Annotated in this window: 14 protein-coding genes; 8 read left to right on the forward strand and 6 right to left on the reverse strand. The window is 35.1% G+C overall.

What is annotated here, in order from left to right:
- The first annotated feature begins 31 nt into the window (after positions 1 to 31).
- Both MKY60_RS08560 and MKY60_RS08565 read left to right on the forward strand, forming a co-directional pair.
- Positions 32 to 1,930: an ATP-dependent DNA helicase gene (locus MKY60_RS08560; RefSeq protein ID WP_241598851.1), complete on the forward strand. Its 1,899-nt coding sequence runs from the start codon at positions 32 to 34 to the stop codon at positions 1,928 to 1,930.
- A gap of 20 nt (positions 1,931 to 1,950) precedes the next feature.
- Complete coding sequence (locus MKY60_RS08565; RefSeq protein WP_340929502.1) at positions 1,951 to 3,450, forward strand: carboxypeptidase M32; 1,500 nt, start codon at positions 1,951 to 1,953, stop codon at positions 3,448 to 3,450.
- 1,101 nt (positions 3,451 to 4,551) lie between these two features.
- Here the strand turns inward: MKY60_RS08565 and MKY60_RS08570 are convergent.
- The 4 genes from MKY60_RS08570 to MKY60_RS08585 form a co-directional block, all read right to left on the reverse strand.
- Positions 4,552 to 6,219: a b(o/a)3-type cytochrome-c oxidase subunit 1 gene (locus MKY60_RS08570; protein ID WP_090561672.1), complete on the reverse strand. Its 1,668-nt coding sequence runs from the start codon at positions 6,217 to 6,219 to the stop codon at positions 4,552 to 4,554.
- Positions 6,220 to 6,696: a cytochrome B5 gene (locus tag MKY60_RS08575; RefSeq protein ID WP_090561671.1), complete on the reverse strand. Its 477-nt coding sequence runs from the start codon at positions 6,694 to 6,696 to the stop codon at positions 6,220 to 6,222.
- A 21-nt stretch (positions 6,697 to 6,717) separates the two neighbouring features.
- Entirely contained in the window at positions 6,718 to 6,840 is a 123-nt protein-coding gene (locus tag MKY60_RS08580; RefSeq protein ID WP_090561669.1) for a cytochrome c oxidase subunit 2A, read from the reverse strand.
- Positions 6,841 to 7,038: 198 nt separating this feature from the next.
- The gene (locus MKY60_RS08585; protein ID WP_090561667.1) at positions 7,039 to 7,491 is read right to left on the reverse strand and encodes a chemotaxis protein CheX; all 453 of its coding nucleotides are present in this window, start codon (positions 7,489 to 7,491) and stop codon (positions 7,039 to 7,041) included.
- Positions 7,492 to 8,138: 647 nt separating this feature from the next.
- Here MKY60_RS08585 and MKY60_RS08590 point away from each other — a divergent pair.
- From MKY60_RS08590 to rlmN, 3 genes are all read left to right on the forward strand, one after another.
- Positions 8,139 to 11,729 (forward strand): dynamin family protein, encoded by a 3,591-nt coding sequence (locus tag MKY60_RS08590; protein ID WP_340929504.1) that lies wholly within the window; start codon positions 8,139 to 8,141, stop codon positions 11,727 to 11,729.
- 13 nt (positions 11,730 to 11,742) lie between these two features.
- Positions 11,743 to 12,552: a sulfurtransferase gene (locus tag MKY60_RS08595; protein WP_093494692.1), complete on the forward strand. Its 810-nt coding sequence runs from the start codon at positions 11,743 to 11,745 to the stop codon at positions 12,550 to 12,552.
- 282 nt (positions 12,553 to 12,834) lie between these two features.
- Positions 12,835 to 13,908, forward strand: coding sequence for a 23S rRNA (adenine(2503)-C(2))-methyltransferase RlmN (gene rlmN / locus MKY60_RS08600; protein WP_090561660.1), 1,074 nt, complete (start codon positions 12,835 to 12,837; stop codon positions 13,906 to 13,908).
- A gap of 272 nt (positions 13,909 to 14,180) precedes the next feature.
- Here the strand turns inward: rlmN and ytzI are convergent, their stop codons facing one another.
- Together ytzI and MKY60_RS08610 are read right to left on the reverse strand one after the other, a co-directional pair.
- Positions 14,181 to 14,339, reverse strand: coding sequence for a YtzI protein (ytzI, locus tag MKY60_RS08605; RefSeq protein ID WP_340929506.1), 159 nt, complete (start codon positions 14,337 to 14,339; stop codon positions 14,181 to 14,183).
- A gap of 391 nt (positions 14,340 to 14,730) precedes the next feature.
- A complete protein-coding gene (locus MKY60_RS08610) occupies positions 14,731 to 16,479 on the reverse strand; it encodes a GGDEF domain-containing protein (RefSeq protein WP_340929507.1) in 1,749 nt (582 codons plus the stop codon).
- A gap of 232 nt (positions 16,480 to 16,711) precedes the next feature.
- Here MKY60_RS08610 and MKY60_RS08615 point away from each other — a divergent pair, with 232 nt between their 5' ends.
- The 3 genes from MKY60_RS08615 to MKY60_RS08625 are packed head-to-tail and all read left to right on the forward strand — an operon-like array spanning position 16,712 to position 19,544.
- The gene (locus MKY60_RS08615) at positions 16,712 to 17,704 is read left to right on the forward strand and encodes an ABC transporter substrate-binding protein (protein WP_340879517.1); all 993 of its coding nucleotides are present in this window, start codon (positions 16,712 to 16,714) and stop codon (positions 17,702 to 17,704) included.
- Between the two features lie 18 nt (positions 17,705 to 17,722).
- Positions 17,723 to 18,754, forward strand: a complete 1,032-nt coding sequence (locus MKY60_RS08620; protein WP_340929509.1) for an ABC transporter permease — start codon at positions 17,723 to 17,725, stop codon at positions 18,752 to 18,754.
- The gene (locus MKY60_RS08625; protein WP_340929511.1) at positions 18,747 to 19,544 is read left to right on the forward strand and encodes an ABC transporter ATP-binding protein; all 798 of its coding nucleotides are present in this window, start codon (positions 18,747 to 18,749) and stop codon (positions 19,542 to 19,544) included. Before MKY60_RS08620 ends, MKY60_RS08625 begins: the two co-directional genes overlap by 8 nt.
- Positions 19,545 to 19,670 lie beyond the last annotated feature (126 nt).

Genomic DNA, 19,670 nt, shown 5'->3' on the forward strand with positions numbered 1-19,670 from the left:
CTGTTATATTATTATTTAAGGGAGTTTTTAGATGAAACAAGCTTTACCATTCCAACTTTCAAAAGACCGTTCTTTCTTCGAATCATTAGGGGATTGGATGGGTGATGTGTTATATGATGAATTACCCGAAAAAGGGTTTGAATGTCGTGATGAACAAATTTTCATGGCCTATCAGATTGAAAAAACGTTAAAAGAAAAAAATGTGCTATTTGCAGAAGCAGGAGTAGGTACTGGTAAAACTATAGCATATCTACTTCCTGCTATTTCATATGCTCGTTATACCGGAAAACCGGCATTGATTGCATGTGCAGATGAAACATTAATTGAACAGCTAGTAAAAGAAGCTGGGGATATTTTTAAGCTTCAGAACTATTTGGATATTAAAATTGATGTACGATTAGCAAAATCACGTGATCAATATTTATGTTTAAAGCGACTAGAAGAAGCACAAAAAGATGATGATAACGAATATTTCTTAGAAGAAATTGAAGATCAAGTTCCAGATTTTGTCTATGCTCATTCATCTATGCAAAAGATTTTTCCATATGGCGAACGCAGCCAATTTGCTGGAGTAAGTGATGAAGATTGGCAAAAAGTAAACTATCATCCAACCCAACAATGTATGGTATGCGATTTACGAAATCGTTGTGGCCAAACAATCCATAGACAGCATTATCGTGAGTCTACAGATTTAATCATTTGCTCACATGAATTTTTAATGGAGCATATTTGGACGAAGGAATCTCGTGTCCGTGAAGGTCAAATGCCTTTATTGCCAGAGGTTTCGATGGCTGTTCTAGATGAGGGCCATTTACTTGAATTTGCTGCACAAAAAGCTTTGACTTATGAGATCCAAAGTGAAACGCTAATTCGATTATTGGAAAAAGTTATGGTCGATGGTGTTAGAGAAAAGACTTTAAATTTAATGGAAGTATTACAAGAATTACATGATAAACTATTTGGGTTATTACGCATTGGAAGCAATATGGAAGAAACCGATCGGATGAAGGTTGATAAATCTCCCGAGTTAATGAGACTATGTAAACAAGCTATAGGAGTAGCGGATAGCTTACTAGAAGAATTTGTATTCGAATCTGAGTTATATACAATCCCGGAATATGAGCTCCGAATGGTAGAAGAGTTTTTAGAGCAATATACATTCTCACTTCGTTTATTTACCGAAAAAGGGGATGGGATTGAATGGTTAGAAATCATTGATGGTTTTGAAACATTAATCATTATGCCGAGATTAGTTACAGATATTTTACATGAGAAATTATTTACCTCTAAAATACCAATCGTTTTTTCTTCCGCTACATTATCCATAGAAAAGGACTTTACGTATATAGCAGATTCTTTAGGAATTGAAAAATTCCAATCATTCTCCGTCGCATCACCATTTGATTATGATGAAGTGATGAAAATATATACCAAGGAAATGGAACAACAGGAAAAACCCGATTATGTAGAAAGCTTGTTAAATAATTCGATGCAAACACTTATTTTGTTCAAATCCAAAGCAGCAATGGCTTCCTTTAGAGCAACTATAGGAGATAGAAAAGATATCGTCTTTGAAGGAGATAGAGAGCTTTCAACAATTGTTAAAGAGTTCCAAAATGGTGAGTATTCTACTTTATGTTCGTATCATCTTTGGGAAGGTTTAGATTTACCACTAGAAGCACTAACTAGAGTAGTTATTTATGATCTACCTTTTCCACCAGTAGATCCTCTATTTGATGCAAAACGATCTTTCTCTAATAATCCATTTGAGGAAGTAGAATTGCCATTTATGCTTTTAAGATTACAACAGGGTATTGGTCGTTTAATCCGTACATCTAGTGATTATGGGGAGATTCATTTATTGTTAAATGAAACAGAAGCAAAGCTAGAAAATAGGTTTACGGGAATTTTACCTACAACTATTTCGTAATGATACAAGGGGGAAAAGAAATGTCAGTAGAGCAAAGCTTTTTAGATTATGTGAAAAAAATTGGTGCCTACCAAGAAGCGTTGGGGGTGCTTTATTGGGATATGCGAACTGGTGCACCAAAAAAGGGTATCGATCAACGATCAGAGGTTGTTGGGGTACTTGCGACGGATGTATTTAACTTATCGACTTCAGACGAACTAAAAGGGTTACTTGACCAGATGGAATTGGAACTGGCTTCTGTAGATGAAGTGACTAAACGTGTTTTTGAAGAAGTAAAAAAGGAATACAATCTCAGTAAAAAAATTCCTGCAGATGAATATAAAAAATTTGTTGTACTTCAATCTAAATCGGAATCTGTTTGGGAAGAAGCGAAGGACAAAAATGACTGGGGTATGTTCCAACCATATTTAACAGAAATGGTTGAAACTTTAAAGAAATTTGTGGAGTATTGGGGAGTTAGGGATAACAATCCGTATAATGTATTGTTGGACCAATACGAGCCTGGTATGACTACTGAAATTTTAGATCAGGTTTTTAGTGAGTTAAGGGACAAAATTGTTTCTTTATTAAAACGTATTTCGGAATCATCCAATCAGCCAACTACAGATTTCTTGTTTCACTCTTTTGATAAACAAAAACAAGAGGCATTTAGTTTAGATATACTCAAACAACTAGGTTATGATTTTGATGCTGGAAGATTGGATGAAACAGTACATCCATTTGCTACTGGCTTAAATAGAGGCGATGTTCGAATAACGACTAAATATGATGAATTTGATTTCCGCTCTGCTATATTCGGTACAATACATGAATGTGGCCATGCTATATACGAACAAAACGTTGCAGAAGAACTAACCGGAACACCTTTAGCTGGTGGGGCTTCCATGGGTATTCATGAATCACAATCATTATTTTATGAGAATTTTGTAGGACGTAATCCAAAGTTCTGGGAGCAAAACTATAAAAAGCTACAAAGCTATTCTCCAGAACAATTTGGAAACGTTTCAGTGGAGGATTATCTTCGGGCAATCAATGAAGTAAAACCTTCCTTAATCCGTATTGAGGCTGATGAGCTGACGTATGCTCTACATATCATGATTCGATATGAAATTGAAAAAGGGCTGTTCAATGGAGATTTAAAAGTAGAGGACCTACCAGAGATTTGGAATTCTAAGTATGAAGAATATTTAGGTGTTAGACCATCTACCAATGCAGAAGGTATCCTACAGGATGTCCACTGGGCAGGTGCTAGTTTCGGTTACTTCCCTTCGTATGCACTTGGCTATATATATGCATCACAGTTTAAAGCAGCGATGCTAAAAGATATTCCACAGTTTGATAGTTTGTTGGAACAAGGAGACTTGGTGCCGATCAAGGAATGGCTTACAAAACATGTACATCAGTATGGGGCTCTTAAAAAACCATTGGATATTCTAAAAGCAGCAACAGGAGAAGGTCTAAATGGAAACTATCTGGCAGATTATTTAGAAGAGAAGTATACAAAAATTTATAAGCTTTAAATGATTAGTGATCCAAGCGACGAATGTTGCTTGGGTCTTTTTTTAGAGATCTAGATAGGACGATATGTAAAAATGTCCCGTGAACACTGGATTCATGGTACTAGAGTTAATAAATAATACTAGTGATTTCCGTTTCAGGTGGACGCGTTCCGCAGGGTGAGCGATGAGCCATCACCGTCGCATGCGCGTCGTTTGTGATGTCTCATCTGTCTCACTCATCCTGCCGGAGTCGCCACCTTTCACTACAATCAATAAGTGTAGTCCTATACTGTAAGATTTAGCATAGCAAATCGCTTAGATGTTGGGAATAGTCAAATTTTGAAAAGTGATCAAATTATTTGTAATCGCTTTTACATTAGAAATGCGATTATGTAGTGATAGAGGAAGAAAGCAGATTTTCTTTTATACTAGTGGAAGTTTAGAGAAATAGTAAGTGTTTACCGAATATAGAAGTGAAATAGCGAACGAAATTGCATCTTCGAGAGCTTCCTTTCTCAATAGAAAAGTAGCTTTTCTCTAGTTATCCAAAAACGTACTAACCTGTTTTTATAAGTTGTAGGAGGGCGACGGACAGACAAACGCCATAAAATTACTGAAAAAAAGGATGCTGGTAATCATAAAACAAAACGTCTGTCCAAAGCCCTTCGAAAACGATAGAAACAGGTTTTGATCTTAAAGGACCGGGCATGTCTTTTGCCCAGTTTTTCTTAATAAAGTATCCATCGAAGACTACATATTTAGCAGAAAACAACTATTCGTAATTCAAATCTAGACATTCTATTATGAATGAATAAAGTATTTTGGGAAAATTATCCGTTTCGCGAGTAAATGGTAATAGAGAGCAAGTAAATTTAGATTTGAAGCAAGTAAATTCTATAGACCCGCAAGTGAGTCACAGGTGGAAGCGAGTAAACAAAGGGTGTGAGCAAGTAAAGATAAAATAGGATCAAATCTATCGTAAAAGATAAGGTAAGTCAGCCTATGATTCTTAAGTGAACATGGTATTTTGAATAAGAGGGAGTAATCTTCTATTTCTAGTCAAGTAAATAAAAATGGTTAGTCTTGACATATGTCTCGACTAACCATTCTATTATTATCTAATTACCAGAATTTATATCCTTTTGAGCCTGGCGGAGCATTTTGTATCATATCTATAACTGGAACGGTATAAGCAAACAAGATTAAAGCGATACATATTGTTAGCCAAATCTTCCAATTTTCCAACCACATAGGAGTTTTTTCTGCATTCTCCGAAACCTCTCCAACAGGAAACTCTGTTTCACCTTTAGGAGCAAAGAACAACAGATTTACCACAATATAAAGTATTAAAATGATACCAACAAATAGAATTGTACCACCAACTGCTTGTGCTATTTGGTAAGGTATCCAGTCAGTTGCTTGTTCTGCCCCACCGTAGGTAGAAAAATCCGAACGACGAGGAGCTCCCATTAATCCAACTATATGCATAGCACCTGACATGATTGACATACCAACAGTCCAAACGATTGCTTGAATAATAGCAAGCTTATTCATTTGTTTTGTCAACACTCTACCAGTTAGATGAGGTAATAACCAGTAGGAAGCACCAAAGAATGTTAGAACTACAGTTGTTGCTACCGTTAGATGGAAATGACCTGTTACCCAAATAGTGTTATGAATTAACTGATTCATCTGGTGGGATGCGTTAATAATACCCCCAGCGCCGGCAGGTATAAATGCGGCCATACCGATAAATGGTACAGCAAATCTAGCATCTTTCCAAGGCAGTTTTTTAACCCATCCAAATAACCCTTTTCCACCAAGTTGTCTACCACGTAATTCAAATGTAGCAAACATGGAGAAAGCTGTTAACAAAGAAGGAATTACTACCATCATTGTTAGAACTACTTGTAAAAACTTCCAAAATGATTCAATCCCTGGTTCTGTTAACTGATGATGGAATCCGACAGGTATAGAGAACAATAGAAATAACATAAATGAAAGTCTTGCTAAGGCATCAGAGAAAATTTTTCCTCCAATAATTTTTGGAATCACGACATACCATACCATATATGCAGGTAACAACCAGAAATAAACTAATGGATGACCGAAATACCAGAATAATGTACGAGAAAGAAGAACATCCACTTTATCAACCCAGCCCAATGACCAAGGAATTAATTGGAATACAACTTCCACAGCTACACCTAGAGAACAAATAATCCACATTGCCATATTGACAATTACCATAAAGGATAGGAGGGGACTAGATTCACCTGGATGCACTTTACGCCATTCTCTATACTTCATAATTTTTGCTAGTCCAACAATCCATGATCCTACTACTACTAATGCCATTCCCACATAAAAAATCCAGTGTGCTTGAAGAGGGGCATAGAATGTATATAATACAGAAGCTTCATTAAGTAATACCATTGTTGCAGCTGCAATCGTACCAGTAGTCATTATCCAGAAACCAATCCAACCTAGTGAACGTTGTTTGTTTGTAAAAGTTCCAGAAGTTCTACTCATAGCAGCAATTTGGAATCCTAGTATAAAATATGTTGTTAAAATAAGGCCGAGTAACACACCATGAACAGTTAAAACTTGATAATAACCGATTCCCCAAGGGAGTGTAAACTTACCAGAGCGAACTAAAACCTGTAATAATCCACAAAGACCTCCGATGAATAAAGCGATAAATGCTACATATATATGAGCAAGGGCTAACTTACCATCACGACGATCCACCTTTGTAAATTCTTTTGCTTTTTCTTTAATCGTTGTCATTTACTCCACCACCTTTAACATGGACGTCATAGTAGAATGTCCTATGCCACAATATTCATTACATAAGATTAAAAACTCGCCAGATTTGTCCACAGTTGTTACATATTCTGAAACATAACCTGGTTCTAATATCATGTTAATATTTGTTCCTACAATTTGAAATCCATGGACAACATCTTTAGTAGTTGCTATGAACTTTACGGTGGAACCTAATGGAACTTCAATCTCAGGCGGATTATAGTAGAATGCAGATGCAACTAGCACTACCTCATAATCCCATTCTTTACCTTCTACTTTATGAACCCCTGGATTATTAAAAGGTACAATCTCATCAACTCGCTCAGGATCGATGTAAACTTTTCCAGTTGGGGGATGTGAGCCATAATGAAATGCACTAAAACCTACTATAAATAAAAATAATACCAATGAGCTAATCCCAAAAGTTAGCCACCATTTTTCATACTTATGAATATGCATAAGTCTTTAACCTCCATTAAATTAAAATCTATCAATGAATAAGTAAAATGCCATGAACCAAGAAACTAATATAAATAAACCGACAAAACCAACAGAATAAAGAGTTCCTTTTAAATCAGGATTTTTTTCTTTCTTTTTCGACATTTACTTACACCTCCTCCTATTCAACTTGTATAATTCCATAATAAATTGATTGGTTAATAGATGATGTGATAAAAATCACACGAACGGATGCAAACTGTGAACTATATGTGAAATGTGAAAGTATAGATGAGTAATTACTTAATTAGATTGATTTTTTACATAAAAAAAGAACCATCCTTAAAAAGGAGGCTCTGCTTTTTATTCATCTATTGTTAAGATAATTGTCATCTCACCAACATTCTCAATCTCTACTGGAAGTTTGAAAGCATGTTGAAATCCAAATAACCGAGTAGTGCCGACTATAACAGTAGGTGGTGTAATATCGATTTCAACGCCATTTCCTGCAACGGAGGTACATATATTTCCTGCGACCATATTTCCAAGTTCGCCTGTAAATGATTCGAGCATTTCACCTTCTAATGGCATGCCGAACATGGTTGCTCCAATTGCAGAAAAGGATTCAGCGGAGGAGTCAATAATTATACGTCCTTTAATATCACCGATAATTCCTATTAGTACACCCATTTCTTTTTGCTCGAATGGTTGAACCATTAAGGAAGGGGATTTAATATCCATTGCAATTGGTATGACTGATTTTAATGATTGGATGGTTCCATTTAAAATTGTTTGTATATGTTTTGAAGCGCTCATTTCTTCCCTCCATCTAGTATAGATGTATCAATTTTATCATGTAATATAGGAAAAAAGAATAGGAATTGTAGAATTTTAAAATATACTATGGTATTATGTCGATGAGAATGAATATCAAATTCAGTTGAGAGGGCGATTTATATGTTAGCAATTATAATTGGAGCATCTCTTATAGTGTACAGTGTGTTAACTGTATATATTTTAAAGTCTACTGCGCCAAAGACCAAAATAATATGAATAACCCAGATGACTTTATTTGTGCATACAAATAGAGTCATTTTTTTCTTTTTATCGTTTTGGTAGGGAAGCTTATATATGCTTTTTACACAGATGTGTGCTTGACGCTCGCTACATGAGCCTTCTAGGATGGTCGCAATAGTAAAGCACCATCTGAAACGTAAATCACAGTAGTACTTATCCTAAGTTTTAGAAAGAGCAAATCTATACTGAGTATCCTTCTAACATTAAGGGTGGTAACTATAGATGAAAGGTATTGCACAAAATAAAATGAGAGCGTTTGCATCTCAAACTGCGATTAATTAATGGTTTTCATTTATATAAAAGAGTCAAAGAATATTGTTACAGGCTTTAAATTTTTGCTATGATAGATGTACATTGTCGAATTATGAAGGAGATATACTTTTAATATGCAGAACTCAAATGAATTACAAATGATAAAAGAACAAAATGCATTACTTGCAACTGTTTTCCAACAAAATAATGATGACGAACGCTATCGTAAATCTAAACTGTTTGCTGGCAAATTGGAAAAAGGAACATTTACAATTGCGTTTGCAGGTCACTTTTCTGCCGGGAAATCTAGTATGATTAATGCTTTGGTTAATGAACAATTACTTCCAACTAGCCCGATTCCAACTTCTGCAAATATCGTTACTGTCCAAAATACAGGTGAAAACTATGCTTTAGTCCACTTTGTGGAGCAGCCACCAGTTAGGTTTTCTGGGGAGTATGATATTCAATTAGTTAAAAAATACTCAAAAGATGGAAGTAAAGTTTCCCAAATTGAAATAGGTCATGCTGGTTCTAGTCTCCCTGAAGGAATTACCATAATGGATACCCCTGGGGTTGACTCGACTGATGATGCACATCGTATTTCCACTGAGTCTGCATTGCATTTGGCTGATATAGTTTTTTACGTTATGGATTATAATCATGTACAGTCAGAGCTAAACTTTCAATTTACGAAACAATTGCTTCATTATAATGAAAATGTATATCTAATCGTAAACCAAGTGGATAAACATAGAGAGGAAGAATTACCTTTTACAGCCTATAAGCAATCAGTTGCAGATGCATTCAAATCTTGGTCTGTCGATCCAAAAGGAATTTTTTATACAAGCTTAAAAAATAATGATTTTATACATAATGATTTTCCACAGGTTCAGCAAATAGTTACTAGTTCTATTGAAAACAAAGAGGAGTATTATCTTACACTGGCTAACGCGACGTTAGAAAAGTTAAAAGATGAGCATTTACATTTTTTAGAGGATGAAAAAGCGGCATGTTTTGAAACCTTTGAGAGTCAGCTAAGTGAAGAAGAGTGGAATAACAAAGAAGATATTTTAGAACAATTGGAACTGGCTCAAACACAAGTAAAGCTTCAAGATGTAACTCTATGGAAAGAGACTTTTGAAGACCGACGGAAAAACATACTAGAAAATGCTTCCATTATGACGTTCGAAATGCGGGAGGCTTTGAAGTCTTATGCTGAAAGTAAGCAGTCAAACTTTAAAGTGGGATTTTTAAGTAGTAAAAAGAAGACAGAAGAAGAAAGACAAAGAAGACTTAATGACATTATCAGCATGCTAGAAAAAATTATTTCTACTAATATAACTACTCATATGAAATTATTGATGAAGCGTATGTTAAAAGACGTTTCTTTATTAACAGAAGAAAAGATTCAACAAATCGATGAAATGCAATTTAGTATTCCTTCTAGCCTGATCGACAATTCATTACATGAAGGAGCAAGTACAACTGGAAATGCAATCTTAAATTTTGCCAATCGAGTTACAGAAGCAGTGAATAGGTATTACATTACTCAAACGGATGTATGGAAAGAAGAGAATATACATTATATAGAAGAGAGTCCAATGGAAGATGAAGACCTAATTGAATCGAAAACAAAGGATCTTAACGAAAAAAAATTAGCTATACATGCTTTGGAAGAAATAGATAATCGAATACAAACATTTGAAAAAACAGTTGATACTCCTTCTTTATCGATTAGGAAGGATCGCGATGAATTATTAAAAAACTGGGAACATGAACGACTTCAATTTGAAAGTTCTATAACTGAGTACGTTGAGCAAGAGTATTCTTCTGAGGAACCGATTTTAAATATAGAAGAGGTAGAGGAAGTAAAGCGTGAAGAAGATTTTCTTTCGGCAGAGGCTGTAGTGAGTCGTGCTAAAAGAATAGGAGAAGTATTAGCAGAATTACCTGCTTTTGAAGAAGCAGCTGCATCGATTAAAAGAAAAGCACTAAGAGTGGAAAATCAGCAATTTACCATCGCATTGTTTGGTGCATTTAGTGCTGGGAAATCTAGCTTCTCAAATGCATTAATGGGAGCGAATGTACTACCAGTTTCACCGAATCCTACAACAGCCGCTATTAATAAGATTCATCCTGTGACAGAACACCATCTGCATAATACTGCTGACGTTGTTTTAAAATCGAAGGAACAGATTTTAGAAGATGTTGCTTATGCGTATGAACAGCTTGGAATATCTATTCACACATTAGAGGAAGCTTTTGAAAAAGCTAGTTCTGTAATGAAGGAGAAGGTAGTAGAGGAAGTACACAAATCGTTTGTTACAGCCTTTTATAAAGGATACCAAACATTTAAGGACCAATTAGGGAATGTTTTACACGTTTCTGGTGATGAATTTGGACAATTTGTAGCTGATGAATCCAAAAGTTGTTTTGTAGACTTCATTGATTTTTATTATGATTGTGAATTAACGAGACTAGGAGTAACACTTGTAGATACACCTGGAGCAGATTCGATTAATGCTAGACATACCGGTGTAGCTTTTGACTATATTCGAAATGCTGATGCTGTCTTGTTTGTAACGTACTTTAACCATGCATTTTCTAAAGCTGACCGTGAGTTCCTAATACAGCTAGGAAGAGTTAAGGATGCATTCGAGCTTGATAAAATGTTCTTCGTAGTAAATGCAATCGATTTAGCTGACTCTGAAGAGGAAGCCAATTTAGTAAAACAATATGTCCACGATGAACTTCAAAGATTTGGTATACGTTTCCCAAGAGTGTATGGGGTATCTAGCTTACAAGGATTAAAAGAGAAACTCGGTGGATTATCATTGCATGAAGGAATACAACAATTTGAAGAATCATTTCATCATTTTCTAGAAAAAGATTTAAAGCAAATTTCCATTTCAGCACTAGAAGAGGAAGCAACTCGCCAGCAATCGAAATTACTTGGTTTAATAAAACAGACGGAAGCAAATCTTGCACGAAAAGACCAACGATTAATAGAGCTTCGAACTCAAGAACAAAATATTCGTAAGCGTTATGCAAATTCTAAATCTACACAAATCGCAAAAGAAGCAAAGCAGGAGCTAGATACGCTGTTGTATTATGTGTTGCAACGTGTATATTATCGTTTTAATGAGTTCTTCAAAGAAGCATATAATCCATCGTTGTTTGCTAATAACTCTGCTTCAGTTGCATTGGATCTTGCTTTAAAAGATATTATTAAAATGATACGTTTCGACTTAGAACAAGAAATGCGTGTCTCAAATTTCCGTATACTACAATATATTCAGCAACAAATCCTTCAATTAGAAAAAGAAGAAATACGCGTACTCAAAGATTGGAATTTAAGTTTTACCTTTAGTCCGCATGAAGTTATGGAGAGAGAACTTCTGGATTTTGTAGGGCCTTTTGATAATATTGTTAAATATGAACACGTTAAATCCTACTATAAAAATCCTAAAAGCTTTTTTGAAAACAATGAAAAAGAAAAACTACGTGATACGTTATCTGATGAATCTAAGGTAGAGGCAGATGAGTACTTAACGAAAGAAAAAGAGCGCTTAGGCAACTGGATTGAGCAATACTCTGATATTGAATCGGAGGCTTTACGTTTGAAGTTATTACAAGAGTCGATTACTCAAATCGATGCCGAACGAAAATTATTAGAGCAAGAAGAAACACTTCAAATGTGGAAAACAGTATACGCACAACTATAAAAGGAGTGGTTATATGGCTAAAGTATTTATAGAATTAGCAGAGATTTTAGAGAATAATCCCCGTTTTATCGATGCTCGCTTTGACTTAAGTGATAAAAATGCAGGGCGTCTTATGTATAATCAGGAACATATAGATGGTGCAATATATTGGGATTTAGAAGATGATTTATCTGATATGTTCAGTCAAAATGGTCGCCACCCGATGATTTCTAAGGAAAAAATGACAAGCCTTGTGCAGCAAGCTGGTTTAAACCTGAATGATTTTATCGTAATTTATGACCAAGGAGCTGTTCCTTTTGCATTACGTGCATATTTTTTGTTGGAATGGGCAGGCTTTAAAAATATATATGTATCCCGTTCTGGATTTGAAGAACTGAAGACCAAACTGTCAGTTTCTAAAATCGAACCTGTCATAACAAACTCAACAACGATACCCCAGTGGAACAACAGTAGACTACTTACAATGGATGAAGTAAGACAAGTTGTTGCAAAAGAAAAAGAGGGGCAATTAATAGATGCTAGATCCAATGTCCGCTATAGAGGTGAAAGTGAGCCTATTGATCCGATTGCTGGTCATATTCCAACTGCGATAAACTTTGACTGGGAGCAACTCAAAAAAGATGGAAAATTTTTAGGGCAAAAAGAGTTACAAGAAAAATTGAGTAACTTGGCTCCAAATGACAAACCAGTTATAGCTTATTGTGGTAGTGGTGTTACAGCGGCGCCATTGTATGGATGTTTAAAAGAGGCTGGCTACGAAGATGTCCAGCTATATGTTGGTAGCTATAGTGATTGGATAAGAGAAAATGATGTGGAAACTTAATAATCAAATATGCCTTGGCATATTTGCTCCTGCGCAAGCTCGTCGCAGAAAACAGTGCGCCAAGATTTTTATCGAGCTCGCTCGATAAATCCTTTAAAAATCTGTGGCATCCGCCGGAGGCTTTAACGTTGTGGACTCCATCTGAACGTAAAATACATGCTGAATAAAGTTAAACGAGCATAAATATTTCTTTTCAACCTTATTTCCAGTATAATAAGTTGTCTTGGGTAAATAACTATAGTATAATAGGCAAATTGTATACGCATGAAATGAGGGCTAATAATGAAAAAATCTATATATGGTCTAACTAGAGATCAATTAATTGAATGGCTAATGGAACATGGTCAAAAGAAATTCCGGGCTGAACAAGTTTGGGACTGGTTGTACATCAAACGCGTACAAAGCTTTGCGGAAATGACAAATGTAAATAAGGATTGTCTTCAAGTATTAGAAGAAAACTTTGTCATACAGACGCTAAAAGAAAGTGTAAAACAAGAATCAGCGGATGGAACGATTAAATTCCTTTTTGAAATGCAAGATGGTAATTTAATCGAAACAGTACTGATGCGCTTTAAGTATGGTCTTTCAGTATGTGTAACGACGCAAGTAGGTTGTAATATCGGATGTAGCTTCTGTGCAAGTGGATTGCTTAAAAAGAGCCGTGATCTTGATGCAGGGGAAATTGTGGAACAAATTATGAAGGTGCAATTCCATTTAGACAAAATTCAAAAAGAAGAACGTGTTAGCCATATCGTTGTAATGGGTATTGGGGAGCCGTTTGATAACTATAAAAACCTTATGAATTTCTTGCGAACAGTAAATGATCAAAAAGGACTTGCTATTGGTGCTCGTCATATTACCGTTTCGACAAGTGGTCTTGCGAAGAAAATCATGGATTTCGCAGAAGAAGATATCCAAGTAAATCTTGCAGTTTCCTTGCATGCACCAAATGATGAACTGCGCTCGAAAATTATGGTCATCAACAAAGCGTTTCCAATTGAAAAAGTAATGGCTGCAGTGGACTATTATTTAGAGAAGAAAAATCGCCGTATAACATTTGAGTATATACTACTAAAAGATGTGAATGATCATGTAGAAGAAGCGCAACAACTTGCAAAACTTCTAGAAAACAAACGTCATCTTTCGTATGTAAACTTAATCCCGTACAATCCAGTAGATGAGCACGGTCAATATCAACGCAGTAGTGAAAAATCTATTAGTGCTTTCTTCCAAACATTGAAAAACAAAGGTATTAATTGTGGTGTTCGGATGGAGCAGGGTACAGATATAGATGCTGCATGTGGACAATTGAGAAGTAAACAAATTAAAAAAGATAAAGTAAAAGTTTCCAATTAAGAATTTTATATGAACGAAAAAACGCATTAGCCATTGTGGCTATGCGTTTTTTTAAAGACAAGAAAATTTATAAAAATGTGCCGTGAACACTGGGTTCATGGGGTTTTATATTTCTGCATGCACTGCTTTAATCCCTTCGTCACTGCATTCCTGTAGGTTTTTTCATGAATAAGAAAGCGGCATTTCTCGAGTTATCCAAAAAATCTAGCGGTAATAATATAGCTACAAGTATGTCCAAGTCACTTCGGAAGTGTAAGATACAGGTTTTGAACTTAAAGGACCGGACCGCTTTTTGACTGGTTTTTCTTATCATCTTTTGCAGGTATTTCGTCAATTGTATGCTTAAATGCGTATCCTTTATTTATAGTGAAAATTGTGAGCCCTAAAACAATTAGGAATATAAATATACCAATGATTATTACGGTAATCATGCAAGATCCTCCTAATAATGAGTTGTTAGCTACATCATAGCATAAGAATATATCAAATGTTGTTCAGATTCCACAATTTGCTTTTGTTAAACTTACTCATTTAAATCAATTTCATAAAGAATATTATATAGTTAAATCCGAACAACACTTATTTCCGCTCTAGGCGGACGCTTTCCGCGGGCACGGCTTCAATTTCCTCGTGATTACGAAAACATATGCTCCTGCGGTTAATGTCTTTCCTCTGGGGCTATCAGCTCGCGCTGTTCCCGCTGAAGTTTCTGCCTGCCACTCCAATCAACTGGATCGCTTTTAAAAAAACGAATAATATATTGCGATATTAAGTAAACAATCGTATTTTTAAATGAATCAAGTAATTATGAAACTGACTCATTTAGTACTGAATTAAATAATTACTTCCTATCAACTGCTTGCATTGTTTTTTTAGTTTTGTTGCATTCTCTGAAAGTTCATAAATAGTATGACTCTCTCGATTTGTTAATCCTGCTATTGAAATACTTAAGAGAGGGAATTGTTCTTCTACTCCGTGCCTGTTTTTTGAGATAATATATTCTTTTATATAATCATACGCATAGTAATAATGCTCAATGGATTGATTGAATTGTTCAATTATCTCTTCACAAACATCTTTACATCTAGCTATATCTGTAATTAGAATAAAATCATCTCCACCAATATGACCGATGAATCCTTCAGAAGGACAAACTTTCTCTAATATTTTGGCAAGGTCTATAATTACCTTATCTCCTTTTTCAAATCCATATACATCATTGTACGGTTTGAAATTATCAATATCTAAATAGAGAACAATCAGATCGTTCGAAGATTCAATACATTTTTGTAGCTGTTGTTCAATTATAATATTCCCGGGTAATTCTGTAAGTGGGTTTAAATGCTTCGCATAATCAATTTCTAGTTGCATACTTTTCTCCAATAAATCCTTGACGGTGACAATACCGAAATAATTATCTTCTTTCGTAATAGTGATGAAATCATATAAATGTAAGGGGTCTCGTTTCATAGCAATTTTAGCAACAACGTCTATAGGTGTGCTAGCATCTACTTTCATAAATTGTCTACTCATAATTGCTGATACTGGTTTTTTATTATATAAACTGTATCCATAGGGACCACTGAATTTCAAATGTAGTTTGTTTCTTGTAATTACTCCAATTAACTTTTTGTTTTCTTTGATACAAAAACCAGGAAGCGAGTCATTTGATTCCATTAATTTACTAACTTTGGAGATAGGCATATCACTAGAAATCATATGTAAGGGAGTAGCGATATGTTCAATTGATGTGTCGGTTAGACGATTAGAAATAATACTATCTTTTCGGTTATTTTCTTTTTTGATAATACTTATTAACTCGCTGCGAACTGGAAATAACTTCGAATTTGGTTTTTGAATATAGTATCCTTGTCCGAAATGCACTCCCATAGCAATCAGTGTATGTAATTCCTCCATTGTTTCAATGCCTTCTGCTATAATATGTATTTGTGAATAATTAGCAAATTCACATAAACTTCTAACGAGCAATTGTTTTGTTCTATCTTTGTTAATGTTACGGGTTAGTTTCATGTCTAACTTTATAAAATGCGGACGTACATCCGTAATAATATTTAGTCCAGAGTATCCGGATCCTACATCATCAATAGCGATTTGATAATATTGTCTTTTATAGTGATCAATCGTATTTATAAAATCCTTTAAGTTATTGATAGCCTCCCGTTCAGTTATTTCAAATACTATTGAATCAGGATCCATCTGAAAAAGTGACAAAAATTCTTTCGTAAACCCTTGTTTAAACTTAGGGTCATTCATAACGTTGGGATTTACGTTTAAAAAAAGTTTCCCTTCAGCTTGTAATTCATGTGCACATTTCAATGCATTTGCTCTGCAAACATTTTCAAGCTCCCATAACTTTCCGGTCTTCAATGCATAATCAAATAAATTCTCGGGATTATATAATACGGTATTAATCGGTCCTCTCGTTAATGCTTCATAACCGTATATTTGCCCAGTTTGTAGTGAAATAATTGGTTGAAAAACTGTTTCTATTGCTTTTTCTTCTAAAATATAACTAAAAAGATCATAATAATCATTCTCTAAAATTGCCATTTTAATTTCCCCCTAAAATAAAGCAAAATATCCTAATTTATAGTTTAAAGAAGAATTGTCACCTACACATGATTTCTATGTTAAGAAATTGTAACGATCACATAACGCTATAAAATTTTTTAATAATTCATAATGTTATTGACTATTATGCATTTCCAGTGTAACATTGCTTTATCATAATGCTTTAGCGAGTTGAATCGCTGATGTATTGCTAATAGGGGGTATTTAGAAGATGAATAAGAACAAGAAGAAGCTAAGTGTGATTTTATCAGCAGCAATACTATTTTTAGCTGCATGTGGTGAAGATAAGTCTACATCTACCGAATCAGAAACAAAAGGTGAAACAAATAAATTTAAAATTGGGGTTACTCAAATCGTTGAGCACCCATCATTAAATGCAGCATATGATGGTTTCAAAAAAGCGATTGAAGATGCTGGACTAGTGGTAGAATACCAGGTTGAAAATGCACAAAATGATAATAGTGCCAATACAACAATTGCAAGTAATCTAGTAAGCTCGGGAGTAGACTTAATATTTGCTAATTCAACTCCTAGCGCACAGGCCGTTTCTGCTGTTACAGAAGATATTCCAGTAGTCTTTACGTCCGTTACGGATGCAGTGAGTGCAGAGCTTGTTGATTCAATGGAAAGTCCGGGTGGAAATGTTACTGGTACTGTAGATACCCAGCCAGAAGCTATTCCTAGCACAATTGCATTTTTGAAGGATGAACTTGGTGCTAAAAATGTTGGAATGGTTTTCAACTCTGGTGAGCAAAATTCAAGAGCGCAAGTAGATGCAGTAAAAGAACAGATGGCTGAAGTTGGATTAAATGTTGTTGAAGCTTCTGTTTCTACTTCAGCAGAAGTAAAACAAGCAACAGAATCATTAATTGGAAAAGTAGATTCTTTATATATTATTACGGATAACACAGTAGTATCAGCACTTGAATCAGTAGTAGATGTTGCAAATGAACATAAGCTTCCAATGATGGTTGGTGAGTTTGATTCGGTAAAACGTGGTGGTTTAGGGGCTTATGGATTTGAGTACTTTGATATTGGATACGAAGCAGGAGAGATGGCTGTGAAAATTCTGAAAGGTGAAAGTACACCTGCAGATTTACCAGTTCAATATCCACAAAACTTGCGATTTGTATTGAATAAAGGCACTGTTGATACTCTTGGGATTGAAGTGAAAGATGAGTGGAAATCTGAATTTGTGGAATAGATAGGAGTTTGATATATTATGTTTTCAGCAATCTTTGGCTCAGTGGAACAAGGATTTATATATGCAATTATGGCACTCGGCGTGTATTTGACATTCCGAGTGTTAGATTTTCCCGATTTAACGGTGGATGGTAGTTTTGTGACTGGTGCAGGTACTGCCGCAGCAATGATTGTTCTCGGTTATCATCCAGCTATTGCAACAATTGTAGCAATTGTTGCTGGTTTTTTAGCAGGCTGTATGACCGGCCTTTTACACACGAAAGGAAAGATTAATCCGTTACTTTCTGGGATATTGATGATGATTGCATTGTATTCGATTAATTTACGGATAATGGGATTCACTGTTGAGAATTCGGTAGGACGACCCAATATTCCTTTAATGAATTCAGAAACTCTTTTTAGTCAGTTTTTTAATTGGTGGGGAAGTTTAGGTATTGATGAATCGATTAATGGATTCTTAACTTCTATGGGTATACAGTACGTTCCAAAAACTTGGGGTACAGTGGTTATTGTTGCTATTTTAGTAGTTATTATAAAATTAGTTTTTGATTGGTTCTTAAAAACAGAAGTTGGATTGGCGATTCGGGCTACTGGAGATAATAAAAAAATGATTCGCAGTTTTTCTGTTAATACAGATACACTCGTCATATTAGGGCTTGGACTGTCAAATGCATTAGTAGCATTTTCGGGAGCTTTGTTCGCTCAATATTCTAAAGCAGCGGATATAGGTTTGGGTATCGGTATGATTGTGATCGGGCTTGCATCTGTAATTATAGGCGAGGCCATTTTCGGCACAAAAACAATTGTTCGTACGACTCTTGCAGTAATAGCAGGTGCTATTATTTATCGAATTGTATTAGCTTTAGCACTTCGAGTGGAAATAATGGACACTGGTGATATGAAACTTATAACAGCGATAATTGTAATTGTTGCGCTAATTTTACCTCAGTATTTTGATAAACGTCGTGAAAAAATTAGGAAAGCAAAACGTCATGAACTTCGTGAGTCTCAAACTTTGATAAAAAGTAAGGAGGGTGAGAACCTTGCTTAAATTACTCAATATTAACAAGATTTTCAATGAAAGTACCGCAGATGAGAAAATTGCATTAGACCAAATTAATCTTGAATTAAAAGTAGGGGATTTTGTTACGGTTATTGGTAGTAATGGTGCTGGTAAATCTACCATGTTAAATATGGTATCTGGAGCATTATCACCAGACTTCGGACAAATTACAATAGGTGATAACGATGTAACAAAACTACCAGAATTTAAACGTTCTCAGTTTATCGGAAGAGTGTTTCAAGATCCGATGTCGGGAACTGCACCTACTATGACAATTGAAGAAAATTTAGCAATAGCATACTCTAGAAATAGAAAAAGAGGTCTAAAAATTGGTGTGGATAAACAAAGAAAAGAGTTTTTTCTCCACTCATTAGAAAGACTTCATCTAAATCTGGAAAATCGATTAAACGCTAAGGTTGGATTACTTTCTGGCGGGGAGAGGCAGGCATTATCCTTATTGATGGCTACCTTTACACAGCCTTCCATTTTATTGCTAGATGAGCATACAGCAGCACTTGATCCTTCTCGTGCGGAATTAATAACAAATTTAACGGAAAAGCTGGTCAAAAAAGATAATCTTACCACTCTAATGGTAACTCATAATATGCAACAAGCATTAGACTTAGGAAATCGCTTAATCATGATGGATAAAGGACAAATTATTTTAGAGGTCGGAGAAGTAGAAAAGAAAAATTTAACAATCGAAATTCTAATGGAAGAATTCCAACGAATTAGAGGTCAAAAGTTTACGAGTGACCGAACACTATTATCGTCATAAAAAAGTTAAAGAGTAGCTAAATGAAGTGCACCCCAATTGTTAGACACAATCTAACAATTGGAGGTGTGTTTTTTTATTAAAATTAGTAATAATGGAATGTACTATGTTAAAAGAAAATTTACATTG

This window comes from Psychrobacillus sp. FSL K6-1415, from assembly GCF_038003185.1.
In the GTDB taxonomy this organism is placed as follows: Bacteria; Bacillota; Bacilli; order Bacillales_A; family Planococcaceae; genus Psychrobacillus; species Psychrobacillus psychrodurans.